Annotated in this window: 25 protein-coding genes; 17 read left to right on the top strand and 8 right to left on the bottom strand. The window is 61.8% G+C overall.

Features of this window, described 5'->3' with window-relative positions:
- Window position 1: 1 nt before the first annotated feature.
- The gene (locus tag A3722_RS06845; protein ID WP_067628323.1) at window positions 2-304 is read left to right on the top strand and encodes a hypothetical protein; all 303 of its coding nucleotides are present in this window, start codon (window positions 2-4) and stop codon (window positions 302-304) included.
- Window positions 304-3,054: an ATP-binding protein gene (locus A3722_RS06840; protein ID WP_067628321.1), complete on the top strand. Its 2,751-nt coding sequence runs from the start codon at window positions 304-306 to the stop codon at window positions 3,052-3,054. Before A3722_RS06845 ends, A3722_RS06840 begins: the two co-directional genes overlap by 1 nt.
- Here the strand turns inward: A3722_RS06840 and A3722_RS06835 are convergent.
- Together A3722_RS06835 and A3722_RS06830 are read right to left on the bottom strand one after the other, a co-directional pair.
- Window positions 3,051-3,473 carry a TIGR01244 family sulfur transferase gene (locus tag A3722_RS06835; RefSeq protein WP_067628319.1) on the bottom strand — a complete coding sequence of 141 codons (423 nt, stop codon included), beginning with the start codon at window positions 3,471-3,473 and terminating at the stop codon, window positions 3,051-3,053. The two genes, A3722_RS06840 and A3722_RS06835, sit on opposite strands and share 4 nt — an antisense overlap.
- A gap of 67 nt (window positions 3,474-3,540) precedes the next feature.
- Window positions 3,541-3,780, bottom strand: coding sequence for a hypothetical protein (locus A3722_RS06830; protein ID WP_150120219.1), 240 nt, complete (start codon window positions 3,778-3,780; stop codon window positions 3,541-3,543).
- 108 nt (window positions 3,781-3,888) lie between these two features.
- On the opposite strand from A3722_RS06830, the gene A3722_RS06825 reads away from it, so the two are divergent.
- The 3 genes from A3722_RS06825 to tig all read left to right on the top strand — a co-directional run bounded on the left by A3722_RS06825 (window position 3,889) and on the right by tig (window position 6,706).
- A complete protein-coding gene (locus A3722_RS06825) occupies window positions 3,889-4,173 on the top strand; it encodes a DUF2312 domain-containing protein (protein ID WP_067261835.1) in 285 nt (94 codons plus the stop codon).
- A 126-nt stretch (window positions 4,174-4,299) separates the two neighbouring features.
- Window positions 4,300-5,220, top strand: coding sequence for a calcium/sodium antiporter (locus tag A3722_RS06820; RefSeq protein ID WP_067628317.1), 921 nt, complete (start codon window positions 4,300-4,302; stop codon window positions 5,218-5,220).
- Between the two features lie 154 nt (window positions 5,221-5,374).
- A complete protein-coding gene (gene tig / locus A3722_RS06815) occupies window positions 5,375-6,706 on the top strand; it encodes a trigger factor (RefSeq protein ID WP_067628315.1) in 1,332 nt (443 codons plus the stop codon).
- 470 nt (window positions 6,707-7,176) lie between these two features.
- Here the strand turns inward: tig and A3722_RS06810 are convergent, their stop codons facing one another.
- The 6 genes from A3722_RS06810 to rpsF form a co-directional block, all read right to left on the bottom strand.
- Entirely contained in the window at window positions 7,177-9,135 is a 1,959-nt protein-coding gene (locus A3722_RS06810; protein WP_067628313.1) for a bifunctional 2',3'-cyclic-nucleotide 2'-phosphodiesterase/3'-nucleotidase, read from the bottom strand.
- A 72-nt stretch (window positions 9,136-9,207) separates the two neighbouring features.
- Entirely contained in the window at window positions 9,208-9,693 is a 486-nt protein-coding gene (locus A3722_RS06805) for a transglycosylase SLT domain-containing protein (RefSeq protein WP_150120451.1), read from the bottom strand.
- A gap of 127 nt (window positions 9,694-9,820) precedes the next feature.
- Window positions 9,821-10,111 carry a hypothetical protein gene (locus A3722_RS06800; RefSeq protein WP_067626666.1) on the bottom strand — a complete coding sequence of 97 codons (291 nt, stop codon included), beginning with the start codon at window positions 10,109-10,111 and terminating at the stop codon, window positions 9,821-9,823.
- Window positions 10,112-10,272: 161 nt separating this feature from the next.
- Window positions 10,273-10,899, bottom strand: a complete 627-nt coding sequence (rplI, locus tag A3722_RS06795) for a 50S ribosomal protein L9 (protein WP_067626664.1) — start codon at window positions 10,897-10,899, stop codon at window positions 10,273-10,275.
- A gap of 11 nt (window positions 10,900-10,910) precedes the next feature.
- Window positions 10,911-11,138, bottom strand: coding sequence for a 30S ribosomal protein S18 (rpsR, locus tag A3722_RS06790; protein WP_005852865.1), 228 nt, complete (start codon window positions 11,136-11,138; stop codon window positions 10,911-10,913).
- Window positions 11,139-11,166: 28 nt separating this feature from the next.
- Entirely contained in the window at window positions 11,167-11,520 is a 354-nt protein-coding gene (gene rpsF / locus A3722_RS06785; RefSeq protein ID WP_067626662.1) for a 30S ribosomal protein S6, read from the bottom strand.
- A 213-nt stretch (window positions 11,521-11,733) separates the two neighbouring features.
- Between rpsF and fabD the strand changes: the two genes are divergently transcribed.
- From fabD to A3722_RS06725, 12 genes are all read left to right on the top strand, one after another.
- Window positions 11,734-12,666, top strand: coding sequence for an ACP S-malonyltransferase (fabD, locus tag A3722_RS06780; protein ID WP_067626660.1), 933 nt, complete (start codon window positions 11,734-11,736; stop codon window positions 12,664-12,666).
- Between the two features lie 17 nt (window positions 12,667-12,683).
- Window positions 12,684-13,088 (top strand): hypothetical protein, encoded by a 405-nt coding sequence (locus A3722_RS06775; protein ID WP_067626658.1) that lies wholly within the window; start codon window positions 12,684-12,686, stop codon window positions 13,086-13,088.
- On the top strand, window positions 13,085-13,654 hold the full coding sequence (locus A3722_RS06770; protein ID WP_067626656.1) for a hypothetical protein: 570 nt from the start codon (window positions 13,085-13,087) through the stop codon (window positions 13,652-13,654). Before A3722_RS06775 ends, A3722_RS06770 begins: the two co-directional genes overlap by 4 nt.
- Before the next feature lie 22 nt (window positions 13,655-13,676).
- Window positions 13,677-14,414, top strand: a complete 738-nt coding sequence (gene fabG, locus A3722_RS06765) for a 3-oxoacyl-[acyl-carrier-protein] reductase (RefSeq protein WP_067626654.1) — start codon at window positions 13,677-13,679, stop codon at window positions 14,412-14,414.
- Between the two features lie 202 nt (window positions 14,415-14,616).
- A complete protein-coding gene (locus A3722_RS06760) occupies window positions 14,617-14,850 on the top strand; it encodes an acyl carrier protein (protein WP_067261852.1) in 234 nt (77 codons plus the stop codon).
- Window positions 14,851-15,009: 159 nt separating this feature from the next.
- Window positions 15,010-15,543, top strand: coding sequence for a GNAT family N-acetyltransferase (locus A3722_RS06755; protein ID WP_067626652.1), 534 nt, complete (start codon window positions 15,010-15,012; stop codon window positions 15,541-15,543).
- Between the two features lie 155 nt (window positions 15,544-15,698).
- The gene (gene fabF, locus A3722_RS06750) at window positions 15,699-16,958 is read left to right on the top strand and encodes a beta-ketoacyl-ACP synthase II (protein WP_067626651.1); all 1,260 of its coding nucleotides are present in this window, start codon (window positions 15,699-15,701) and stop codon (window positions 16,956-16,958) included.
- Window positions 16,959-18,143: an endolytic transglycosylase MltG gene (gene mltG, locus A3722_RS06745; protein ID WP_067626649.1), complete on the top strand. Its 1,185-nt coding sequence runs from the start codon at window positions 16,959-16,961 to the stop codon at window positions 18,141-18,143.
- A 222-nt stretch (window positions 18,144-18,365) separates the two neighbouring features.
- Entirely contained in the window at window positions 18,366-18,710 is a 345-nt protein-coding gene (locus A3722_RS06740; RefSeq protein WP_067626647.1) for a hypothetical protein, read from the top strand.
- Window positions 18,619-19,989: a DNA-packaging protein gene (locus A3722_RS06735; RefSeq protein ID WP_443068775.1), complete on the top strand. Its 1,371-nt coding sequence runs from the start codon at window positions 18,619-18,621 to the stop codon at window positions 19,987-19,989. Before A3722_RS06740 ends, A3722_RS06735 begins: the two co-directional genes overlap by 92 nt.
- A gap of 129 nt (window positions 19,990-20,118) precedes the next feature.
- Entirely contained in the window at window positions 20,119-21,294 is a 1,176-nt protein-coding gene (locus tag A3722_RS06730) for a phage portal protein (protein WP_067624329.1), read from the top strand.
- Window positions 21,284-21,511 (top strand): GTA head formation protein, RCAP_rcc01685 family, encoded by a 228-nt coding sequence (locus A3722_RS06725; RefSeq protein WP_386283658.1) that lies wholly within the window; start codon window positions 21,284-21,286, stop codon window positions 21,509-21,511. Before A3722_RS06730 ends, A3722_RS06725 begins: the two co-directional genes overlap by 11 nt.
- The last annotated feature ends 17 nt before the right edge of the window (window positions 21,512-21,528 follow it).

Here is a 21,528-nt window from a genome sequence, read left to right as displayed (position 1 = left end):
CATGCCACGCGCTCCGATCTTTTTGGAAAAACGCGGCTACCGCCAGCGGCGCATGATGGATGCGGTGCGGTTGCTGCCGTTTCTGGGGCTGATGCTTTGGATGGTGCCGTTGCTGTGGCCCGTGCCAGAGATCCTGCCTGACGCCACCCTCGAACCGAGTGAGCCGACAATCGCGATGAGCGTGGCGCTGCGCTATCTCTTTGGGGTTTGGGCGTTGCTGATCTTGGCGACATGGGCGCTCTGGCGGCGCACGCGCGATGTGGCGTCGGACGGGGGTGCCGATACCAAAGACGGGCCGCGCTGATGGTGTCGCTCAACCAGTTGGTCGCGGTCTGTCTGATGTATGTCGCGGGGCTGTTCATCGTGGCCTTTGCCGCCGAACGCGCGGCCCTGCGCGGGCAGGGCGGCTGGCTGCTGCGCTCACCGTTGGTCTATACCCTGTCGCTGTCGATCTACTGCACCGCTTGGACCTTTTACGGCGCGGTGGGCTACGCCGCGCGCTCAGGGTTGGAGTATGTGACCATCTACCTCGGCCCTTCGCTGGTGATGATCGGCTGGTGGTGGGGCTTGCGACGGCTGGTGCGCATCGGGCGGAGCCACCGGGTGACCTCAATCGCTGACCTGATTTCGTCGCGCTACGGCAAATCCAACACGCTGGCGATCGTGGTGACGGTCATGGCCGTGATCGGCGTGACGCCCTATATTGCGCTGCAATTGCAATCAGTTATCTTGTCTCTGTCGATTTTCGCCGCCCCCGATGTGCCGCTGGCCGAGGCGGGGGGCGATGTCATCAACCGCGGGCAGGCCGCCCTGTGGGTGGCGGCGGGGCTGACGCTGTTTACGGTGCTTTTCGGCACACGGAACCTGAACGTGAACGAGCGGCACCACGGCGTTGTCATCGCCATCGCGGTGGAGGCTGTGGTCAAGCTGCTGGCGCTGGTGGCGGTCGGTATCTACGTGATCTGGGGTCTTGCCGGAGGCTTGGGTGAGACATTGGCGCGGATCGATGCCTCGGACATTGGCCAGTGGGAGGTGCAGGGCAGCCGTTGGGCCGCGCTGACGGTCCTTTCGGGGGCCGCGCTTTTGTGCCTGCCGCGCATGTTTCAGGTGATGGTCGTTGAGAATGACGACGAGCGGCAGCTGCAAATCGCTAGTTGGGCCTTCCCGCTTTATCTGATGTTGATGAGCCTTTTCGTCGTGCCAATCGCGGTCGTGGGGCTGGACCTGATGCCGGAGGGCGCAAACCCCGATCTTTTCGTGCTGAGCCTGCCGCTCAGCCAAGGGCAGAACGGGCTGGCGATGCTGTCTTTCTTGGGCGGTTTTTCCTCGGCCACGTCGATGGTGATCGTCGCCACGCTGGCGCTGTCGACGATGGTCAGCAACCACATCGTCATGCCGATCTGGCTGGCTATGCGGCGCGATGGGGCCACGCAATCGGGAGATGTGCGCAATATCGTGATCCTCGCGCGGCGGCTGTCGATCTTTTGCGTGGTCGGGCTAGGCTACCTCTACTACCGCGCCTCGGGCGGCAGCGGGGCGCTGGCGGCAATTGGCACGATCTCTTTCGGCGGGGTGGCGCAGTTTTTGCCAGCGATGCTGGGCGGCGTGCTCTGGCGCGGTGCCACGCGGGCAGGCGCGCTTTGTGGGCTGGGCACGGGCTTTGCGCTGTGGGTCTTTACAATGCTGCTGCCCAGTTTCGGCGCGGATGTGGCATTGTCGAGCGCGACCTTGGAGAGCGGGCTTTGGGGGCTGGCATGGCTGCGCCCCGAGGCGCTCTTTGGCATCGCCGGGATCGATCCGACCGTGCATGCGGTGGTCTGGAGCCTTGCGTTGAACACGCTGGTTTTTGTGGTCGTCTCGCTTTTCAGCTTTCCCGCGCCGCTGGAGCGGCTTCAGGGCGCGCAATTCGTTAATGTCTTTGACCATTCCGGCCCGGCGCGGGGGTGGACGGCCTCAGTCGCGGGCAGCGAAGACTTAATGATCATGGCGCAGCGGATCTTGGGCGCGACGGAGGCGCAGGCGTTCTTTGCGCGAGAGGCTGAACGGCAAGGGCATGGGCAACGTCTGCCGGAACCCACGCCGCGATTCGTACAGGCCTTGGAGCGGGAATTGGCGGCCTCCGTTGGCGCGGCGACGGCCCATGCGATGGTGGCGCAGATCGTCGGCGGGGCGTCTGTTTCGGTGCAGGACCTGCTCGCCGTGGCCGACGAATCCGCGCAGATGTTGGAGTATTCCAGTCAGCTTGAAACCAAATCGCGGGAGTTGACCGAAACGGCGGCGCAGCTGCGCGCGGCAAATGAGAAGCTCACGCAATTGTCGCTGCAAAAGGACAGTTTTCTGAGCCAGATCAGCCATGAGTTGCGCACGCCGATGACCTCGATCCGGTCGTTCTCGGAAATTCTACGCGATGCGCCGGGCCTCACGGACGCGGATAAGAATCGCTACGCCACGATTATCCACAGCGAGACGATCCGCCTGACGCGGCTCTTGGACGATCTGCTGGACCTGTCTGTGCTGGAGAACGGGCAGGTGACGCTGAACCAGCGGGAGGGCAACCTGCGCGACCTGCTCGATCTGGCGGTGACCACGGCGCTGGCCGGGGCCACGCGCCCGCTTGAGGTTCTGCGCGATGCTCAGGCTGAGGATATCACCCTGACGAGCGACCTGGACCGGCTGGTGCAGGTGTTCATCAACCTCGTCACCAATGCTCGCAAATACTGCGCTGCAGATCAGCCGCAACTGATGATCTCGGCACAGGTCACGGCGCAGGGCTTGGTGATCGATTTCGTCGACAACGGCCACGGCATCGACGCAGGATCAGAGGCGCTGATTTTCGAGAAATTTTCGCGCATCACCGGAGAGGGCGATGGCGCGGGGCTTGGCCTTGCCATCTGTCGCGAGATCATGTGCCGATTGGGCGGCGAGATCAGCTTTTTGGGGAATGTGCCCGGCACGGCGTTCCGGGTGCAATTGCCGCAGAGCGTCCTGACACCGCCTGCAAAGGACACCGGCCCAGTAGTCGGCCCCGTGGTCGGGGCCGATACGCGGTCTTAGCTGTAGTTCTGGCCCAGCATCGGGCGCATGTTCTCAAGGTCATAGCCCCCCTGACGCGCCGCTTCGATGATCGCGTCGCTGTCCATCTCCCCGGCCTGACCCAAGGCCCAAGCGATGGTCGAACGGGTGCCAGAGGCGCAATAGGCCAGCACGGTGTCATCCGTCTCGACCCCAAGGGCGCGGTTGTTGGCAATGACATCGGGGGTCATAGTCTGATGGGTCAGCGGCTGTTCGGCAAAGGCGATGCCCGCCGCCTCAGCCGCTTCGCGCATGGCGGCGGCTTGATGGCTGGGCGGCACTTCTGCATCGGGGCGGTTGCACAGAATGCGGGTGATGCCTTGGGCGCGCAGGCTTTCCATGTCACCGGGCTCAATCTGCGGGGCGACGAAATAGCGGGGGGTGATTTGGCGAATATCCATGCGTCGATTTAAGCAGATGCAGCCGCTCTGTCCAGCACCGCTAAGACATGCTGCCATAGCCTGCCGATCAGGCCAGCGAAATTCCGAGGATCACCATCATCAAGCCGATGACGGATAGAAACAGCGCGCCCATGTTCAACGGCACCACTTTGCGCAATACAACGCGCATCGCCTCATCGTCCAGCTGCGCGCGTTTGGCACGGCTCACTTTGACGATGCACCAGCCAAGACCGAGCAATCCCAGAAGGGACAGACCCGCGCCGCCCCAGACCATGAGATCGAAAATAGATGTGTTTGCGCTTTCCATGGCGGCAGAGCTACGCCAAACCGCCAAGGGGGGCAAGTCCCGCTTGCGGGCTGGGCATCCAGCCTGTAGTCACACCCGCCAGAGCCAGCCAATCCGTGAGGACTTTCCATGAGCGATACCAGCACCAACCCCGATGTCGTCGAATCCCAAGGCGATGCGACCTACCGGGTCACCGCCAATGAGCTGCGCCAGTTCGTCGAGCGGATCGAGCGTTTGGACGCCGAAAAGAAAGACCTCGCCGAGCAGCAAAAAGAGGTGATGGCCGAAGCGAAGTCGCGCGGTTACGACACCAAAGTGCTGCGCAAGGTGATCGCCCTGCGCAAGCGTGACAAGGACGACATCGCCGAAGAAGAAGCGGTGATGGAGATGTATAAAGAAGCCTTGGGCATGTGAGCGCCCGGCCGCAGCGGAACTGAATTTTCCGCGCGGCCTTGAATGCCTGTCACCCGTGCCCATTTGCATCGGGCGTCTGCGCGGTCTCCGCGACGCCCGATGGTCTGAGACCGGTGAGTTTTTCTCGTGAACATTCTGTTTGTCCTTGGCGGTTTGCTGGGGCTCGTGCTCGGTGGGGAGTATCTGGTGCGCGGTGCGGTGGCGCTGGCGCAGCGGGTTGGGCTATCGCCACTGGTGATCGGTCTGACGGTCGTGGGGTTTGGCACATCGGCGCCTGAATTGGTGACCTCGGTTCAGGCGGCTTTGCTGGGGGCACCGGACATCGCGCTTGGCAATGTCGTCGGGTCGAACATCGCGAATATTCTGCTGATTCTCGGCCTTGCCGCACTGATCGCGCCGATTGGCATCGCGCGGCGCAGCTTTGCGCGCGACGGGACAGTGATGCTGGCGGCAAGCTTGCTTTGTCTGGGCCTCGTGATGCTGGGCCGCATCGACCGGCTGGCGGGGATTTTGGCCCTCGTGGGGTTGGCGACCTACCTGATTTATACCTTTCGCAGTGATCGAGACAGCCAGCAGGCGGCGGAGCCTTTACCGGATCAGGCGCGGATCGGGCTGGCGTTATTGTGGTTGTTGGGTGGGCTGGTTCTGACCATCGTCTCGGCACGGTTTTTGGTCACGGGATCGGTCGCCTTGGCGCAGGCCGTGGGGCTCTCTGAGGCGGTGATCGGGTTGACCATCGTGGCGGTGGGAACCTCGATGCCGGAATTGGTCACATCGGTCATCGCCGCCCGGCGCGGACAGAGCGATGTGGCTTTGGGCAACGTGGTCGGCTCCAACATCTTTAACATCCTTGGTGTGCTGGGGGTCACGGCGGTGATCCAGCCGGTCAATGTGGCCGCTCAGAACGCCACGCTCGACATCTGGGTGATGCTGGGGGCCAGCGTGGCGCTGATCGCCTGCGCGGCCTTTGGCGGGCGCGTGACGCGCGGTCAGGGAGCGGTCTTTGGACTGGCCTATGCGGGCTATATTGCGGTGCTCTTGGTCTGAGGTCTGGGCGGGTTCCGCCGTAGGGGCGGGGGCGTTTTCTGCGGATGTGGTGCGATGGGCCGCGGACCCCCTTGCGCAGGCGGTTCAACCCCCATAGAAGGGCACAAATTTTCGCCCGCGCCCCGGCTGCGCGGCCTTACCCTATGGAGCACACATGCAGGTCAACGAGACGCTGAACGAAGGTCTGAAACGCGGTTACAACATCACCGTGACCGCCGCCGAACTCGAAGCCAAGGTCAACGAAAAGCTGGCCGAAGCGCAGCCCGAAGTCGAAATGAAGGGCTTCCGCAAGGGCAAGGTTCCGATGGCGCTGCTGAAAAAGCAGTTCGGCCAGCGGATCATGGGCGAAGCGATGCAGGAAAGCATCGATGGCGCCATAGCAGAGCATTTTGAGACATCCGGCGACCGCCCCGCGATGCAGCCCGAGGTCAAAATGACCAATGAGGACTGGAAAGAAGGCGACGACGTCGAGGTCTCCATGGCTTACGAAAAGCTGCCGGAAATCCCCGAAGTCGATCTGAGCAAGATCGAGCTGGAAAAGATGGTCGTTAAGGCCGATGACGCCGCCGTCGAAGAAGCGCTGGCAAGCCTTGCCGAAACCGCACAAGACTTCAAAGCCCGCAAAGAGGGCGCCAAGGCGGAAGATGGCGATCAGGTTGTGATCGACTTCAAAGGCTCCGTCGACGGTGAAGAATTCGAAGGTGGCGCTGCCGAAGATTACCCGCTGGTTCTGGGCTCCAACTCCTTCATCCCCGGCTTTGAAGAGCAGCTGGTCGGCGTTAAGGCGGGCGAAGAAAAGTCCGTCGTCGTGAACTTCCCCGAAGAGTATCAGGCCGAGCATCTGGCCGGTAAGGAAGCGACCTTCGCTTGCACCGTCAAAGAAGTGAAAGAGCCCGTCGCTGCTGAAGTGAACGACGAGATGGCCAAGAAATTCGGTGCCGAAGATCTCGACGCGCTGAAAGGTCAGATCGCCGAGCGTCTGGAAGCGGAATACGCCGGTGCCTCGCGCGCCGTGATGAAGCGTAACCTGCTGGACGCGCTGGACAAAGAAGTAAGCTTTGACCTGCCGCCCTCGCTGGTTGACGCCGAAGCCAAGCAGATCGCACATCAGCTGTGGCACGAGGAAAACCCTGACGTAGAAGGCCACGATCACCCCGAGATCGAGCCCTCAGACGAGCACAAGACACTGGCCGAGCGCCGCGTGCGTCTTGGCCTGCTGCTGGCCGAACTGGGCCAGAAGGCCGACGTTCAGGTGACCGACGCCGAGATGACCCAAGCAATCATGAACCAAGCGCGTCAGTATCCGGGTCAAGAGCGCCAGTTCTTTGAGTTCGTTCAGCAAAACCAGCAGATGCAGCAGCAGATGCGCGCGCCGATCTTTGAAGACAAGGTTGTCGATCACGTGGTCGAACAGGCCAAAGTGACCGAGAAAGAGATCTCGAAAGAAGAGCTTCAGAAAGCTGTTGAAGAGCTGGAAGACGAATAAGTCTTACCGGATCGGATTACGGGGCAGGGGCGACGGGCAACCGTCGCCCCTGTTTCGTTTGGGGGTTGTTGTTGTTGAAATGGGCCGTCCGGCGGGATGGCGGGCATCACCCTCAGTTGCAGAGGGCGGTTTCGCTATGTCCAAACTTGGCAGTGGTGAGAGTCGGTTTGCTGGCCTTCTTGCCGCCTCGAATGACTGAGCCAGAAGGTTTACCGAACCTTGGCAGGAGCATCAGCCACGGATCGAAGATGTTCCTTCCGGGTGGTGCACCGGGCCACGCTTTCTCTCCGCCCGGAGGGCGATTTTGCAACGTCGCAGATGGTTGCGGCGTTAGCGGTTTCGGCGTGGTACCGGGGAACCCAAGCGTAGCAACGCCCCCCGAGGAGGGTGATGCCCTCTGTGGCAACGTCGAAACTTAAGTGGCGGCGGAGAGAGGCGGCCTGCTCTAGTCCGCCCCCAACTCGTACAGCTTACAATGTGATCCGGAATTGGGCGAAGCCGTTTTCCGTATCGCCGACCTGCTCCATCGCCACGCCGGTCACCTCATCCACGTAATCCGCGGCCTTCGGTCCGGTTTCGAACACCACGCTGGTGCCCTCCATGGGGGCAAAGCGCCAGTTGCCATCGGCGCGGGGGCTGATGGTTCCTTTTTCGACGATATAGCGCACAATCACATCGCGGTTGGTGTCGGGCCCTTCAAAGACGATGGTATCGCCCTTCGCGCCGGGGAATGCGCCGCCACCGCTGGCGCGGTAGTTGTTGGTGGCGATGATAAATTCGGCATTGGGATCAAGCGGTTGCCCTTCGAACTCAAGGTTCACGATCCGGTTCGCCTCAGAGTTCGCCACGGTGCCCTTGGGGCCGAATTTAGACGGCTGGCTAAGGTCGATCTGATAGCTTACGCCGTCGATCACATCGAAGTTGTAGCTGGGGAACTCTGGGTTCAGCAGTGGCTGGTTGGCCTCGCCGGGGGTAATCTGGTTGAACATGCCCGCGGACCGCTCCAGCCAATCCTTCACCTGCGCGCCGGTGACGCGCACGGCGCGGGCGGTGTTGGGATAGAGATAGAGGTCAGCCACGTTCTTGATCGCCACATCGCCTTTGGGCACATCGGTGTAATACTCTGGCCCGCCCCGGCCACCAGCCTTGAAGGGGGCGGCGGCAGACAGGATCGGCAGCCCCTCATGCTCGGTCCCTTTCAGCATCTGTGCGATGTACCAGCGCTGCGCGTTTGAGACGACCTGCACCGACGGATCATCGGCCACCAGCGCGAAATAGCTGTGCAGATTGGCGTCGGTCTTGCCCACGGCGCGGCGGACATAAGCGAGCGTTTCGTCATGGTCTTGCTGAACCGAGGCCAGAACCTCTGCGTCGCTTTCCACCAGCGGCATGACCGAGCGGTCTTCGTTGCGCTGCGAAATGGCCCGCGCCTCGGCGCTGTGGCTGGCGATGCGCCAACCGCCCGCGTCGCGTTCCATCATCAGGTCGATAAGGCCCAGATGGCTGCCCCAGAAGCCGCCCATGGTGGCGGGCTTGCCGTGGATCGTGCCCGCGCTCACATCCACGCCAGGATAGTCCGCATAGCTGCCCGAGGGGAAGACGAGGTGGCTGTGCCCGGTCATGATGGCGTCGATCCCCTCAACGGCGGCGAGGGGGACGGAAGCGTTCTCCATCATGTCTTCTTCTTTGGCGGCCCCAATGCCCGAATGCGACAGCGCGATGATGATATCGGCGCCAGCCTCTTTCATCTGCGGCACCCAGGCGCGGGCAGTCTCTAGGATGTCGCGCGCCTGCACTTTGCCTTCGAGATGGCGGCGGTCCCATGCCATGATCTGCGGCGGGACAAAGCCGATGATGCCGATCTTGATTGGATGGGCTTCTCCCGCGCCATCGGTCAACATTCGGTCCAGCAGGACATAGGGTTTGACCAGCGTGTCATCGTCACTGGGCTTGGCCCCGACCTTTTTGACGACATTGGCGCTGACCACCGGGAAGTCGGCCCCGGCGAGGGATTTCATCAAGAAATCAAGCCCGTAGTTGAATTCATGATTGCCCAAGGTCGAGGCGTCATAGCCAAGCGTATTCATCGCTTGGATCACCGGATGCATGTCGCCTTCTTTCATGCCGCGCTCATAAGCGATGTAATCGCCCATCGGATTGCCCTGCAGGAAGTCGCCATTGTCTAGCATCAGCGTATTGGTCGCCTCGGCGCGGATCGACTTGACGATGCTGGCGGTGCGGGAAAGCCCGACGGTGTCGACCTCTTTGTCGGCGTAATAGTCATAGGGAAAGACATGCACATGCAGGTCTGTCGTCTCCATCAGGCGCAGGTGCGCCTGATTGGCGGCAGCACGGAGAGAGAAGGGGTGAAGGGCCAGCAGACCGGCAGAGCCGGCGAGAAAGTGACGGCGGTTGAGGCGGAGGGTCATGCGGCGTTCCTTCTTAACGTGATTAACACCTACCTGCGGCGAAGCGTGAGGCCGCGCAAGCCTAAAAATTAATCACCCATCCCTCAGGCCGGTTTCCACCAGCATGCCGCGTTTCTTGGCTTCGTAATAATAGCCCCGCGCGTACCATTTGATGGCCGTGCCGTGGTCTCCGTCAGACAAAAGCCATGCGCCGCGCAGGTATTTCAGGGCGTATTTCAGATTGGTGTCGGCGTCCAAAAGGTCGGACGGGCTGCCTTGGAACCCCATAGATCGGGCCGTGGCGGGCAGGATTTGCAGCAGGCCGTAATATGGGCCGTTGCGGGCGCGCGGGTTATGGGTGCTCTCGCGGATGGCCAGACGATGAACCAAAGGGCGCGGCAGGTCGTAGAAGTCGGCCCAGTGGTTGATCTTGCGCCGCAGGTCGGGCGTCTCATTCGGGTGGAGGGGCAGGGCCGGGCGCTGCGGGGGCACATGCGACACTACAGGAGCGGCATTGCAGGCGGTGAGTGCCGTGGCAGCGATGAAAGAGAGAAACATGCGGCGTGTTGTCTGAGGCATGATGCACCGAGGCTTGTTATATCGGCGCGAAGATCACCGTTGTGGGCCTCTCGGGCAAGCGTGTCGGCAAAACATACGCGGCCCCTTGCCCAGCGATTGGGGCGCAAAGCGCGGCTTTCCGCCACGCTTAGACGTCGGCGACGATTTCGCCTTTCATTTCACCGGTCATGCGGGTCTGATCTTCGCGCTTTACCGAGCGGCGGACCTCGTCGATCTTGAGCTCGGCAGCGTCGCGCGTGGCCTTGTCGGGCCATTCGGTGATTGCGGCACTGGTGCGCTCAGAGGTGCGGACCACGGTGACGCGGCTGGCGCCAAAGCTTTTGAGGGCAGGCAATCGCTTTTCTTCGATGGCGCGTAGGGCCACGTCGTAATCCGCCCCATCGGCGATCTCCCAAGTGGTGATGGTGATGTAACGCATGTGTCATCCTCCATGCTGAATGGAGGTAGCATAGCACAGAATGGTCTGTTTTTACAGGATTTCGCACGAGAGGTGCAGGCAGGCCCTGCGACAGGCCGGCGCATAAAAAAACGCCGCGCGGAAAGCCGCGCGGCGTTTCATGTCAGATCGGACAGGTCGGATCAGCTGTTGCTGTCGTCCTGCGCGTCGCCCTCAGGGGTGCGCACCACGTCCGAGTCGCCGTCTTCGTCAGCGGCAGAGCCGATGTCGTCGAAGAGTTCGGAGATCTCAAATTCAGCTGCGGCTTCCTCTTCGGCGGCCAGTTCCTGAATCGATTTGCCCGACGCCTGAAGCTCGGCTTCTTCGGGCGAACGTGCGACGTTCAGCTCGATTGTGGCATCGACTTCGGGGTGCAGGATGATGCGCACGTCATGCACGCCCAGTTCCTTGATCGGGTTGCCCAGAACGACCTGCTTGCGGTCGACGGTGAACCCTTCGGCGGTTGCGGCATCGGCGGCGTCACGGGTGGTGACGGAGCCATAAAGCGCACCGGCGTCGGAAGCGGAGCGAATCACGACGAACTGCTGACCGTTCAGCTTCTCGGCGAATTGCTCGGCTTCTTTTTTGGTTTCGAGGTTCTGTGCTTCGAGCTGGGCTTTTTGGCCCTCAAAGGCTTCGACGTTGGCCTTGGAGGCCGACAGCGCCTTGCCCTGCGGCAGCAGGTAGTTGCGAGCATAGCCGGGCTTTACGTCCACGACTTCGCCCATCTGGCCCAGTTTGGCCACACGTTCCAGAAGGATAACTTGCATGTGCTCTCTCCTTACTTGACGGCGTAGGGCAGCAGGGCGAGGAAACGAGCGCGTTTGATGGCACGGGCCAGCTCGCGTTGTTTCTTGGCCGATACGGCGGTGATACGGGAAGGAACGATCTTGCCACGCTCAGAGATGTAGCGTTGCAGCAGACGTGTGTCCTTGTAGTCGATCGCAGGTGCGTTGTCGCCCGAGAAGGGGCACACTTTACGACGACGGAAAAATGGTTTTGCAGCCATGATTTAAGTCCTTTTCTTCAAGCGTTGATCAACGGCGTTCGCGGCGTTCGGAACGCTCGTCACGCTTTTGCATCTGTACGGACGGCAGTTCTTTGTGCTCATCAACTTTGATGGTCAGAACGCGCATCACGTCATCATGCAGGCGCATCAGGCGCTCCATTTCCTGCACGGCGGTCGCGGGGGCGTCCGAACGCAGGAAGGCATAGTGGCCCTTGCGGTTTTTGTTGATCTTGTAGGCCATCGTTTTGACGCCCCAGTACTCGCTGTCGACGAGCTTGCCGTCGTTGTCCGCGAGAACGGTGCCAAAGTGTTCGATGAGGCCTTCTGCTTGCGTGTTGGACAGGTCCTGACGCGCAATCATAACATGCTCATAAAGCGGCATGTGCACTCCTATTTATATCAAGGCGCATTTCATAGGCGGGGCATTTATCCTTGCGGCCCCACCACGAGAGTCTGCGCGGTTCATATGCTTTGCAAGGAAGCGCCCGTATACACGGTTTGCGCCGCACGGCAAGCCCCAAGCGCCTGCGGCAAGGCTTGTTCGGCTGGGGCGCAGAGGATACATCAGGCAAAACGCATAAGAGAGGCCGCAACCATGAGCATTGCATTCGTTTTCCCGGGCCAGGGTGCCCAAACCATCGGCATGGGCCGCGATCTGGCTGAAGCCTATCCTGAAGCCCGCGCCGTTTTCCAAGAAGTCGATGACGCCCTTGGCGAAAAACTGTCTGACCTGATCTGGGAGGGGGACATCGAGACGCTGACCCTCACACAGAACGCCCAGCCTGCGTTGATGGCCACGTCGATGGCGGCGATGGCCGCGCTGAAGGCCGAAGGGATCGAGGTTGGCAAAGCGGCCTATGTGGCGGGCCATAGTCTTGGCGAATATTCCGCGCTTTGCGCCGCAGGGTCACTGTCGCTTGCCGACACCGCACGGCTGCTGCGCATTCGCGGCAAGGCGATGCAGGCGGCTGTCCCAGTGGGCGAGGGTGCCATGGCGGCGATCCTTGGCCTTGGCATCGAAGAGACCGAGAAACTGGCCGAAGCCGCCGCCGAAGGCGAGGTCTGTCAGGTCGCCAATGAAAACGACCCCAGCCAGAACGTATTGTCGGGCCACAAAGCCGCAGTGGAACGTGCCGTGGCCATGGCCAAGGATGCTGGCGCCAAACGCGCGTTGCTGCTGCCGGTCTCTGCGCCTTTCCATTGCCCGTTGATGGGGCCGGCGGCGGATGAGATGGCGCGCGCTTTGGGTGAGGTTACGTTTAATGATCCCGCCGTGCCGCTGGTCGCGAATGTCACCGCCGAGGCGGTCACCGATGCCGCGAAGATTCGCGAGTTGCTGGTCGAGCAGGTCACAGGCCGGGTGCGCTGGCGGTCTTCGGTTGAGTGGATGGCCGCGCAGGGTGTCACCGAAGCATGGGAGATCGGCGCGGGCAAGGCGCTTTCGGGCATGATCCGCCGGATCGACAAATCCCTCGCCACCCGCAGCATCGGCACGCCGGATGAGGTCACAGCCGTGAAAGAGACGTAACGCCCCGGAGGGCCGAGATGACGATGCAAGAAACCCTGACCCTGCTGCCGGAATGGCTGATCTGGTGGTTCAACTGGCTGGTCTTTGCTGTGGCGGTCTTGCCCTTGGCGCTGCTGATCTGGCCGCAGAGCCGCAAGGTTGGGGTGATTGCCGTGGCCGCCAGTATTCTTACCGGAGCGGCGGTTTACGGCATGTTCCGGCAAATGGGATACGTCAAACTTCTCGGTCTGCCGCATCTGCTGATCTGGGGGCCGCTGGCGGTCTATCTGTTCCGCAAACAGGCCAAGGATGCCATGCCCATCGCGGCGCGGTGGATCATCCGGGTGATCTTGGTCACCTTGCTGATCTCGCTGGCCTTCGATGTGGTGGATGTGCTGCGCTATATCTTGGGCGAGCGGACGCCGCTGGGGCGTGAGGCATGAGGCGGCTGATTGCCGTATTTGCGTTGCTGCTCTCAGTTGTGGCCTGTGGCACCCTTGAGAACGCCAGTGATGGCACGCGGATGCAGGTTCAGGGACCGTACCTGTTGATGTCCGGCACGATCACCAGCCGGACGCCTGCGGCTTTCGCGCGGCATCTGGCCGAGAATCCGCGGATTGATACGGTGGTGCTGGGGCGGATCGACGGCACTATTGATGCGGCAGCGACGCACCGTATGGGGCGACAGATTCGCAGATTGGGGCTGGCGACCGAGCTGCGGTCGGGCAGTGCGGTTGATTCTGGCGGTGTCGAGCTGTTCATCGCGGGGGCCGAGCGGCGCATGGCACCGGGGGCGGCGCTCCGGGTGCATTCATGGCGCAATGGCTACCGCGAGGGCAGCAGCTATCCACGGCAATCGCCCAAACACCAGATGACACGGCGCTATATGGCCGAGATGCTGGGCAATGACGCCTTTTACTGGTTTACCTTGCAGGCAGCGCCATCTGACGGGATACACAAGATGACAGCGGATGAAATCCGCCGCTACGGGCTGCTGACGCGGCCCTGACTGATAGAATAAAGGAAGAGACATGTTCGATCTTACAGGAAAGAATGCCCTGATCACTGGCGCTTCGGGCGGCATTGGCGCGGATATCGCCCGCAAATTGCACGCCCAAGGCGCGACTGTCGGGCTGTCGGGCACGCGGACCGAACCGCTGGAGGCGCTGAAGGCCGAATTGGGCGAGCGGGCGCATGTGCTGCCCTGTAACCTGAGCGACATGGAAGCCGTCGATGCTCTGCCGAAACAGGCGGCTGAGGCGATGGGCTCGGTCGATATTCTGGTGAATAACGCCGGGATCACGCGCGATAACCTGTTCATGCGCATGTCGGATGATGAATGGAATTCCGTGCTGAATGTGAACCTCACCGCGACGTTTAAGCTGTGCAAAGGCGTGATGCGCGGGATGATGAAGGCGCGTTGGGGCCGGATCGTGAATATCTCAAGCGTGGTGGGGGCCACGGGCAACCCCGGTCAGGCGAACTACGCGGCCTCCAAAGCGGGAGTTGTGGGCATGTCCAAATCGCTGGCCTATGAGGTGGCGAGCCGTGGGATCACCGTGAATGCTGTGGCACCGGGCTTTATCACCACGGCGATGACAGACAAGCTGACGGACGAGCAAAAGTCTGGAATCATGGGGCAAATTCCGGCAGGCCGCATGGGTGATCCGGATGAAATTGCCGCCGCCGTGGTTTATCTTTCCAGTGCCGAGGCTGCTTATGTGACAGGGACCACCTTGCATGTGAACGGCGGTATGGCCATGTTGTGACCCTGCGCTGCAATAGCGTTTGCCAAGCCTTCGGCATGTGCTAAAGGGGGCGCAGAATCGAAACGAAGGGAGCTTGATTGCCCCCTCCGCCTTGTGCGAACAAGGAAAATAGCCGCCCCTTTTGGGGCATCCTCCAAACGCTGATCATCGGCGGGCGGAAACCAAAAGGGGCCTGAATGGCCCGAAGACATGAGGACTTATTATGAGCGACGTCGCAGACCGCGTGAAAAAGATCGTTGTAGAACACCTGAGCGTGGAAGAGGACAAAGTGACTGAGAATGCGTCGTTCATCGACGATCTCGGCGCAGACAGCCTTGACACCGTGGAACTGGTGATGGCGTTCGAAGAAGAGTTCGGCATCGAGATCCCCGATGACGCCGCTGAGAACATCCAGACCGTTGGCGATGCGGTTAAGTTCATCAAAGAAGCCTCCTAAGGCTTTGCCGGGCGACCGGTGGAATTGAGATTTTAGAACGGCGTTGTTCCTAGCGGAATGACGCCGTTTTTATTTGTCGCAGCGGGGTGGGCTTGTTCCTTAGGTGCCGAAGCCGCATGTCTTCGCCAAGAAGTTTCAAGCGTGAAGGCAATTCACCCCATGTCCCGAACGATCCCGACCATCAACACAGCCAGACTGACATTGCGTGCCATGCGGGCCGAGGATTTTGAGCGTTACGCTGAGATCTGGGCGATGCCGGATGTGGCGGACCGGATACTTGATCGGCCTCGGGCGAAGGCGCAATCTTGGGACGCCTTCCTGCGCAATGCAGGCCATTGGCAGATCACGGGATTTGGGCAGTGGGCGGTGCAACTTCATCGGCAAAGAGAGATGCTAGGGCAGACGGGCTTCGTCTTTGGTTCACGGAATTTCGGTGAAGATTTCGACACTTACCCCGAAGCGCGCCTGGTCTTGGCGCCTCAGGCGCAGGACCAGCGTCTGGGGTTTGAGGCCGCACGCGCGGCGCATGAATGGTTTGATCGGGTGATCACCGGCCGCACGGTTTGCATGATTTCGGGGGGCAATGAGGCGGCGTTGCGGATCGCGGGCGCGCTTGGGTATCAGCCGCTGCGGGAGGCAAAGACAGCGGGTGGCCCGGTGCATCTGCTAACCCGGCGTGGGCCGCCAGTCTAACGGCGCCATCAGACCCTTACCGCCTGTGATCGCCGCCCGATTCCGCAGATAGGCGTTTTTGTGCTATGCCTGCGGCCCACCGCCGATATGCTTGTGCCTACAGGCTTTTGCAGGGTAAGAGGTTCGCCGAGAGATTATCGGCAAGGGGCACTAAGATGCGCAGAGTTGTAGTAACGGGTTTGGGTTTGGTTACCCCCCTCGCGGACGGCGTGGAAGAAAGCTGGAAACGGATCCTTAATGGGCAATCCGGAGCCGGACCGATCACCGGCTTTGATCCCAGCAAATTGGTGACCCAATACGCCTGCGAAGTGCCTTTGGGCGATGGCAGCGATGGCACCTTTGACGCAAACAAATACATGGAGCCGAAAGAGCAGCGGAAGGTAGATACCTTCATTCTGTTCGGCATGGCCGCCGCCCAGCAGGCGGTTGAGGATTCGGGGTGGTTGCCGACCGAGAAGGAAGATCAAGAGCGTACTGGCGTGTTGATCGGCTCGGGCATCGGCGGGTTGAACTCCATTGCCAATACCGCCGTGATGATGGCCGAAAAGGGTCCGCGTCGCGTGAGCCCGTTCTTCGTGCCCGGCGCGTTGATCAACCTGATCTCGGGTCAGGTCTCGATCCGCTACGGTTTCAAGGGGCCGAACCATTCGGTCGTGACCGCCTGCTCCACCGGGGCGCATGCCATCGGTGACGCGGCGCGTCTGATCAAATACGGCGATGCGGATGTGATGATTGCAGGCGGCGCAGAGGCGGCGATTTGCGAGATCGGCATGGCGGGTTTCAACGCTTGTAAGGCGCTGTCGACCAAACGTGGCGACGATCCGCAGAAAGCCAGCCGCCCCTATGATGTGGACCGCGACGGTTTCGTCATGGGTGAGGGCGCGGGCATCGTGGTCTTGGAAGAATATGAGCACGCCAAGGCGCGCGGTGCCAAGATCTATGCCGAAGTGCTGGGCTATGGCCTGTCGGGCGACGCGCATCACATCACGGCACCGTCGGAAGACGGCGAAGGTGGCGAACGCTCTATGCGGGCGGCGCTGAAGAATGCTGGGCTTGAGCCGAAGGATGTCGATTACATCAACGCGCATGGCACCTCGACCATGGCTGACACGATTGAATTGGGCGCGGTCGAGCGTCTGATGGGCGATGCGGCGGACAAGGTCACCATGTCTTCGACCAAATCCGCGACCGGGCACCTCTTGGGGGCTGCTGGCGCGATCGAGGCGATCTTCTGCATGCTCGCGATCCGCGATCAGGTGGCGCCGCCGACGATCAACCTTGATAACCCAGCGGTTGAGACACCAATTGATCTGGCACCCAACAAAAAGGTCGAGCGCAAGATCGACGTGGCCCTGAGCAATTCGTTCGGCTTTGGCGGCACAAACGCATCGGTACTGTTCGGGAAAGTCCGCTAAATGTGGCGCCATATCGCTTCTAACGCCGTGACGTTTCTGTTGGTCGGCCTGTTTCTGCTTGGGGGGATCATCCTCTGGGGCAAGACGACCTATGTCTCCGAAGGGCCATTGGAGCAGGCGATCTGTGTGCAGGTCGAGCGCGGCTCGAACATGCGGCAGGTCAGCCAGAGCCTTGAGGAACAGGGCGCGGTCTCTTCGCCCGCGCTCTTTCGCATGGGCGCGGATTACGAGGAGAAGTCGAGCAGCCTGAAAGCGGGCAGTTTTCTTGTGCAACCCGGCACGTCGATGCAGGGGATCGTGGATATCGTGACCCAAGGCGGGGCCAGCACCTGCGGCACCGAGGTTGTGTACCGCGTGGGCGTGAACCGCGTAAGCGTGCAGGTCCGCGAGTTGGACCCGGTCACAAGCCGGTTTGTCGAGCGCGCGGAGTTCACGCCGGGTGAGGAAGAGACCCCTGAGGCTTACTCCGAAATCTCTAGCAAGAACGACACGCGGTTTCGTGTGGCATTGGCCGAGGGCGTGACAAGCTGGCAGGTTGTCGAAGCGCTGAAACAGGTCGAGCAATTGACCGGTGAGGTTGAAGACCTCCCCGCTGAAGGCAGCCTTGCGCCAGACAGCTATGAGGTGCGCCCCGGTGATGACCGCGCCGAGGTGATCGCGCGGATGACGGCAGCGCAGCAGGTGCTGTTGGCGCAGGCCTTTGAGGCACGTGACCCTGATCTGCCCATTGAGACGCCGGAGGAACTGTTGATCCTTGCCTCGATCATCGAAAAGGAAACCGGTGTGGCGGCGGAGCGTGAGCAGGTGGCGAGCGTTTTCGTGAACCGTCTGAACCAAGGCATGCGTTTGCAAACGGATCCGACGGTGATCTATGGTGTGACTGAGGGCAAGGGCGTGCTGGGCCGCGGGCTGCGTCGTTCGGAACTGCGGGCAGAAACGCCGTGGAACACCTATGTGATCGACGGTCTGCCGCCGACCCCGATTGCAAATCCGGGCCGCGCGAGCCTGATGGCTGCGGCGCAACCGGCGGAGACGGATTTCGTCTTCTTCGTTGCCGATGGCACCGGGGGGCACGCTTTTGCTGAGACCTTGGATGAGCATAACCGCAACGTGGCGCGTTGGCGTCAGATCGAGGCGGAGCGCGGCGCAGAAGCGGCCGGGAATGCCTCGACAGGTGGTAACTGAAACGACTAGAAACCCCGCTGGAGACAGCGGGGTTTTTGCTTGCCGACGGGGCTCTCCGCGCGATGGCGTAAGGTATTGTTAACACAGTTTTTCTTGACTTTGCGCACGGTCTAACGTAGGACTTGTGACACGCTAGAGGACATGGGCGAACGGCCCCGGGGTGACCCGGTGGTCGTTTTTTTGTGTCTGCTCGGTTGGGGATAACCAACAAGAGGTAAAGCGATGACGATCATTACCCCGGAGCAAGAGACGGAAGACAGCGCGGAAATTCTGCGCGGTCTTCAAGAAGCAATCGGCGCGCTGCGTCGGGAAATCGAAGGTCTGACGGAACAGACCCGGTCCGGGGGGGAACTCAAGGAAACTGCGGTGTCCAGCAATACGTCCAAAGTGGCGGGACTGCTGGCGCATTGCCTGAAAGCGGAGAACACGCTGAATGACTGTCGAAACCGACAAGCTGGAATCGCGCGCGGGGGCTATGCCCTCGACATGGACAAGGCGCGGGCTGACATCGGGTGCAAGCTGGATCGCCTGCGCCGATGCTCAGACCCAGGCGCAGTTTCTGAATGACCTAGATGAGGGAGAGCTTCTGGCTCTCCCTTTTTTGTTCGAGTTCTGGGCCTTGGACCATCAGCTGCCGCCTGAGGGGGATTGGCGGACATGGGTGATCATGGGCGGGCGCGGTGCGGGCAAGACCCGCGCCGGGGCGGAATGGGTGCGTAGCAAGGTTGAGGGGAGCCGTCCGTTGGATGCGGGGGCGTGTAGCCGCGTGGCGCTGGTGGGGGAGACAATTGAGCAGGTGCGCGAGGTGATGATTTTTGGCGACAGCGGGATACTGGCCTGTAGCCCACCGGATCGGAGGCCCGATTGGGAGGCGACGCGCAAGCGGTTGGTTTGGCCCAATGGGTCGATTGCCACGGTGCATACGGCGCATGATCCCGAAGGGCTGCGGGGGCCGCAGTTTGATGCGGCATGGGTGGATGAACTGGCGAAATGGAAGCGCGGGCAGGAGGCTTGGGACCAGTTGCAGTTTGCGCTGCGCTTGGGCGAGCGGCCTCAGGTCTGTGTGACGACGACGCCGCGCAATGTGGATGTGTTGAAGGCGTTGTTGAAATCGCCCTCGACGGTGACGACTCATGCGCCGACGGAGGCGAATGCGGCCAATCTGGCGAGCTCGTTCCTCGAAGAAGTGCGGGCGCGCTATCGCGGGACGCGGTTGGGGCGGCAGGAGTTGGATGGGGTTTTGCTGGCGGATGCAGAGGGGGCGCTGTGGACGTCGGCTTTGCTGGAGGCGGGGCGGGTGCGAGAGGTGCCGGATCTGGACCGGATCGTGGTGGGTTTGGACCCGGCAACGACAAGTGGGGCGGGCTCGGATGAATGTGGGATCGTTGCGGTGGGCGCGCAGACCAAGGGGTCGCCGCAAGATTGGCGGGCGGTGGTCTTGGCCGATTGCACGGTGCAGGGGGCCACGCCCAATGGCTGGGCGCAGGCGGCGATTGCGGCGATGACGCGCTACGGGGCGGACCGTTTGGTGGCCGAGGTGAACCAAGGGGGGCAGTTGGTTTCCGAGGTGCTGCGGCAAGTTGATCCGCTGGTGTCGCTTAAGACGGTGCATGCGGCGCGGGGCAAGGTCGCGCGGGCAGAGCCGGTGGCGGCGCTTTATGAGCAGGGGCGGGTGAGCCATTTGCCGGGGTTGGATGCATTGGAGGATCAGATGTGTCTGATGACGGCGCGGGGGTATGAGGGCAAAGGCAGTCCGGACCGGGTCGATGCGCTGGTCTGGGCGCTGCATGAGCTGATGATCGAGCCTGCATCGCAGTGGCGCAGCCCGGGGGTGCGGAGCCTGTAAGGCGGGCGTTGCGCAGGGGAGCGTGCGGTCGGTTACCCGGCCGTTAAGACTTAATTGAGAAAGTCTGACAACGCCGAGCAGCATGGGGCACAGGCCGCTGCCAAGGCCGAGCAGAATGAGGAGCGACAGATGGTATTCGATTTTCTACGGCGCGGCGCGGCTGAGACGGTTGAGCAGAAGGCTTCGGCGACCGGGCCGGTCGTGGCCTATCAGACCTCGGGTCGCGTTGCCTGGAGCCCGCGGGACAGTGTGAGCCTGACGCGCTCGGGCTTTTGCGGCAATCCGGTGGGGTTTCGGTCGGTCAAGTTGATTGCCGAGGCGGCGGCGGCCTTGCCGCTGGTCGTGCAGGACGCGGCGCGGCGCTATGATGAACATCCGCTGATGGAATTGATGCGCCGCCCGAATGCGGGGCAAGGCCGGGCAGAGTTGCTTGAGGCGCTGTATGGTCAGATGCTGCTGAGCGGCGATGGCTATGTCGAGGCGGTCGGCAGCGAGGGTGGTTTGCCGGTCGAGCTGCATGTGCTGCGGTCGGACCGGATGAGCGTGGTGCCGGGGGCGGATGGTTGGCCGGTGGCTTACGAATATGCGGTGGGCGGGCGCAAGCATCGCTTTGACGCCAGCGGGACGGTGACGCCGGTTTGTCATATTCGGAATTTTCACCCGCAGGACGATCACTATGGCTTTAGCCCGATGCAGGCGGCGGCGATGGCGATGGATGTGCATAACGCCGCGAGCCGTTGGTCGAAGGCGCTGCTGGATAACGCGGCGCGGCCCTCGGGGGCGATTGTCTATCGCGGGGCCGAGGGGCAGGGCAAGCTGAGTGAGGATCAGTATGATCGGCTGGTGAGCGAAATGGAGAGCCATCATCAGGGCGCGCGCAATGCGGGGCGACCGATGTTGCTGGAAGGTGGGCTTGACTGGAAACCGATGGGGTTTTCGCCCTCGGACATGGAATTTCAGAAGACCAAGGAGAGTGCGGCGCGGGAGATTGCGCTGGCCTTTGGGGTGCCGCCGATGCTGATTGGGGTGCAGGGGGATGCGACCTATGCCAACTATCAAGAGGCGCATCGGGCGTTCTATCGGCTGACGGTGCTGCCCTTGGCGACACGGGTAACGGCGGCGTTGGCGGATTGGCTGAGCGGGTATTTGGGCGAGGCGGTGAGTTTGAAGCCGGACTTGGACCAAGTGCCGGCCTTGGCGGCCGAGAGGGATGCGCAATGGGCGCGGGTCTCGGCAGCGGCGTTCTTGAGCGATGCGGAAAAGCGCGCCCTGTTGGGGCTGCCTGCGGTGGCGAATGATGCCTGAGTTGCGCGAGATCGAGCGGTTCGAATGCGCGCCGGGCTTGCGGCTTCAGGCGCATGAGACGCTGAGCGCGGTGCACCGCGAGAACATGCAAAAGCGGCTCGACCGGATTGAGCAGATGATGGAGCGGCTGGAACGGCGCTTGTGGTTGACGGTTTACGGCGTGGTCGCGGTGATTTTGGCACAGGCGGTCCAATCCTTTCTGGTGGTGGCGCCGTAGCGGGCTGAAAAAAGAGG

It is taken from the genome of Sulfitobacter sp. HI0027, from assembly GCF_001634775.1.
Taxonomy (GTDB): Bacteria; Pseudomonadota; Alphaproteobacteria; order Rhodobacterales; family Rhodobacteraceae; genus Sulfitobacter.
Note: the sequence above shows the minus strand (reverse complement) of the source record. Positions and strands in the feature narration are given on the sequence as shown.